The 4,001-nt window shown below is 49.5% G+C and carries 3 protein-coding genes and 1 tRNA gene; 1 reads left to right on the top strand and 3 read right to left on the bottom strand.

Features of this window, described 5'->3' with window-relative positions:
• The coding region (locus ABY802_RS16155; protein ID WP_372628149.1) for a methyl-accepting chemotaxis protein at positions 1 to 1,409 on the bottom strand (1,409 nt) is incomplete at its 3' end.
• A gap of 98 nt (positions 1,410 to 1,507) precedes the next feature.
• On the opposite strand from ABY802_RS16155, the gene ABY802_RS16150 reads away from it, so the two are divergent.
• The gene (locus tag ABY802_RS16150) at positions 1,508 to 2,713 is read left to right on the top strand and encodes a carbohydrate porin (protein WP_372628148.1); all 1,206 of its coding nucleotides are present in this window, start codon (positions 1,508 to 1,510) and stop codon (positions 2,711 to 2,713) included.
• Between the two features lie 159 nt (positions 2,714 to 2,872).
• On the opposite strand, the gene ABY802_RS16145 is transcribed toward ABY802_RS16150, so the two are convergent.
• Positions 2,873 to 2,959: transfer RNA gene (locus ABY802_RS16145), tRNA-Leu, on the bottom strand.
• A 79-nt stretch (positions 2,960 to 3,038) separates the two neighbouring features.
• A partial coding sequence (locus tag ABY802_RS16140; protein WP_372628147.1) for a hypothetical protein occupies positions 3,039 to 4,001 on the bottom strand: 963 nt, incomplete at its 5' end.

The raw sequence follows: 4,001 nt of genomic DNA, 5'->3' as shown, positions 1-4,001 counted from the left end.
TGCTCCTCTACCGCTGCAGACATTTGCTCGGTTAAGTTGGTAATGGTACGAACAGCGTCGCGAATGTTGTTCAGCGCCTGGCGCGTATGCTCTACCGTTTCCACGCCATGCTGAGCCGCTTGCTCCCCTTTTTCAGAGGTGCCGACTGCACTCATTGCCCTTTTCGTCAGTTTTTCCACAATAATATGAATTTTATCGGTTGATTCTCGCGTTTTCCCCGCCAAGGCACGCACCTCGTCGGCAACCACGCTAAACCCTCGGCCTTGCTCACCAGCACGGGCCGCCTCAATAGCCGCATTGAGTGCCAGTAAATTGGTCTGGTCGGCAATGGTAGAAATCAGGTTAGCCGCCTGGCCAATCTCATTGGTAGACTCGGCAAGCTCACGCACCGTCGCGGCAATACTCACTACCGAGCTACTGAGTGCATCGATGGCCGTTTTAGCTTCATTAGCCAGTTTTGCGCCATCATCTACACTGCCCAGCGCATTACGGGCACTGACCGCGTTCGTTTGTACATTGCCAGCCACTTCCTGAATTGCCTGAGACATTTGAGTAATAGCCGAAGCAATTTGCTGGGTAGCCTGGCTTTGTTGCATCACGGCGGCCGACGTAGACTCCGACTCTTGCTGGGTATTCTGAACAATAGAATCCAGCACCGAGGCGGCATCGGCAATACGGGTTAGCGCCGTTCTGCTGCGGGCGATTTCACAAGCTAATGCTAACTTCACTCTTGCCTTAGTGCCGGTGTCGGCAAAGTAGGTTTCTGCCACCATGCTATTCGAATAGGACTCGGGGCTAATACTGACAATATCCAGATACTGTGACTTTTGACGAGCCGCTAACCATGCTGCCGAAATTACCGTAGTAGCAAGCATTGTTGTACCTATTGCAGCCCCAGACAAACTGTACCCCAAAGTGCAGGCGAGTACGCCGGGAACCACAACCGGTGATAGTGCCTGTAACGCCCTGCCGGTACGTGAAAAACCTGACAAGTTTGACTTGCCCGCTCTCAACCGGGCATAGGCTGCTTCAGCACGGGCCTTTTCTTCTTCAAGCGGCAACACCCTGACAGACTCATAACCGACCACTCTGTTGTTTTCAAACACCGGGGTAACAAAGGCGCTTACCCAGTAGTGATCACCATTTTTACGGCGGTTTTTTACCAGCCCCATCCAGACATGACCCGATGCTATGGTTTGCCACATTTCTTTAAACACTTCCGGCGGCATATCAGGATGGCGGATCATATTATGCGGTTGGCCGATCAACTCTTCTTTTTTATAACCACTCACTTCGATAAAGGCTTCATTGCAATACGAGATGTTGCCTTTAGCATCAGTTCCTGAAATTAATCTATCAGATGCGCGGAAAATATATTCTTTTTGGGTGACCGGCTGATTATTTCTCATTAAGACCATTGCCTTAGTAGCTGAATAGAACTTAACAATAGCAACTTTTGGCAAAGTTTAAAGTAATGGTTGTTTTAAAAGGATAATAAAATGACAACATGATGAGATTTGGCAGTTCTAAACGCAATTATGGTAATATCGCCTGCATCAAAAAGCGTGCAAATGCCGGCTGCCTGGAAGTGAAAATAATGCGTTATGTCACAAGTGCAATAATCGTTTTGCTGGCAGTAGTGGCATTCAGTATGCCGGCCAATGCGACAGAAACCGAAACAGGCTGGGCGCTCTTTGCAAATGCTGTGTTAATTCATCAAACAGCCAGTACTGCGGTGGTTGGCAATGAAGCCAGTGGCTCCGCTGATTTCATCGTTTCGCATGCTAATGCTGACGCTACTGGTCAGTGGCTCATTCATCTGGAAGCCAGCACCTCCACCAGTTCAACTGATATTTCCGCGGTGTATCCTGAAGCCAATGCTGATGCCGGAAGTGCCCTGGATGAACACGGTAATGGTCGTTTGCAATTGTCAGAGCTGTATTATGCTTATGTCCTGTCAGACCAACATTCGATCTCGGCCGGGTTGCTGGATGTATCGGGGTTTTTCGAGCAAAGTCGCATTGCCAGCGATGAAACCACCCAGTTTTTAGGCGCATCGTTTACCGGAAACCCGACGATAGCCTTTCCTGATTATACGCTTGGGGCAATTTACCAACACGGCTTATCTTCTGACCTGGTGCTGCGAGCTGGCTTAGCCAGTTCCAATGGTCTGGCTGACAACGATTCCCGCTCCTATGCTCAGCTATTTACCGTAACCGGAGATGACAAAGGTGTGTTTGGTATTCTATCTCTGAGCTGGCAAGCGCAAGGCTGGCTAGTGCGCGCTGGCAGCTGGTTAAGCACAGCAAATTATACGCCTTTTAATGAAACAGAAGATAACCTGAACAATTACGGATACTATCTGCTCACCGGCTATAAATACGGCCGACATGCCGTTAATGTGCGCCTGGGCTATGCCAACCCAAAGGTAAGTCTGGGTAAAGCATTTAGCAGCGTCAGCTATTTATACCAGTTAGGCCGTTACTCAGTCGGCATTGGTGCAGCGCAAAGCGTTGTCTCCCATCAAGCAACCGAGCCGGCGGCTAGCAACACCCCACATTATGAAGCTTTTATTCGCTACCGCTTATCGCCTGCCTGGTTAGCCACTGCTGATGTGCAGCACATTAACAATAGCAATTTCACCGCATCGGCTACTGATCCAGCGCGTGACGCAAATTTATGGGGACTGCGGCTTACCTGGTTATATAACTGATATAGCCTGCGCTAAGCTTAAGGACCAGATTCAATTATTGCAGTTAACGTTAAACACGCGTCACCGAAGTAAGCAACGCATGCACATGCGTTAGTTTTGACGATTGCGAAAAGATGTTGAAGTGTTATAGGAAAAGTAAGTAAAAACGATAATTTAAAATGGTGCCCGGGGCCGGACTTGAACCGGCACGCCCTTTCGAGCGAGGGATTTTAAATCCCTTGTGTCTACCGATTTCACCACCCGGGCAGAGTTGCGTTGCACTGAAAAGTGCTGGCAGAACGGCGCGCATAATAATGAACGCCGCCGGCTTATGCAAGTAATTTATTTACCATTCAATGGATGAGGGCACCCGGGGTGACGATAATAGCCGGGTAAAGCGGGCCCAGCGCTCAGCCTGATCATCCGTTTGCTCTACATAGTCTGTTACCAGTTGTTTACCCCAGTTATAGTTAATAACGTAAGCACCGTAAGTATCAAAGAAACGCAGCCGCTGACGGGCTTCTGCTTCACTGTTCAGGCTGTACTGCTGCAACAAGGCTACGGCACGTTCGCCATCAATATCGCCGTTAATATATTGGCGGGCAATTTCATTGCCGGCATAGCTTAAACGATTCATTAATTGTAAAAAGGCCGCGTATTCCGCTGCTTTTGCTGGATCCAACCCGGCTAGCGGGTACAACACATCGCGCTCAAACTGCATTTTTTGCTCGCCCGGAAACGCCATTTCAATGCCATAATTGGCACTGCCCTCGGCTATCAATGACTGCGGGCTGTATAGCGGATAAACACTGAATTCCTGCCAGCCAAGCTCATCAACCAGTTTGTGTTCCAACAAGGCATTGTAAGTATGGTGCCCCGGATAACCCTCGTGGCAACCCAGGTCAACCGCCCGGGAAATATCAATCGGCCGTTCACTGTTAATCTGAATTAAGCTGTACGCTTTACCTTTGTACCAGTTGTAACCGCTCCAGGGTTTGTCCTGCACATATTCCAGGCTGAAATCTTCAGCCTCGGGCAGGCTGATGTGGGCCTGAGTACGCTGCTTACATTCTTCAATCGCCCGCTGAAATACTGCATCCAGTTTATCGGCAGGGATCACAAAGTTTTTCTTGTAAGCCACGACCCGCTCGGTTAAGTTGCCCTCCCCCGGCACCAGCTCAGCAATGCCTGCCAGCACTTCATCAAAATCTGTCAGGGTGTAATTGGGCGGCGTAGTGTCATACAAGGCCTGAGCCTGGGCTTCAAAATTCGCCTTTTTGCCGTTGCTCAGATGCTCAGCATGAAAAGC

This window comes from Arsukibacterium sp., assembly GCF_041616895.1.
GTDB lineage: Bacteria > Pseudomonadota > Gammaproteobacteria > Enterobacterales > Alteromonadaceae > Alishewanella.
Note: the sequence above shows the minus strand (reverse complement) of the source record. Positions and strands in the feature narration are given on the sequence as shown.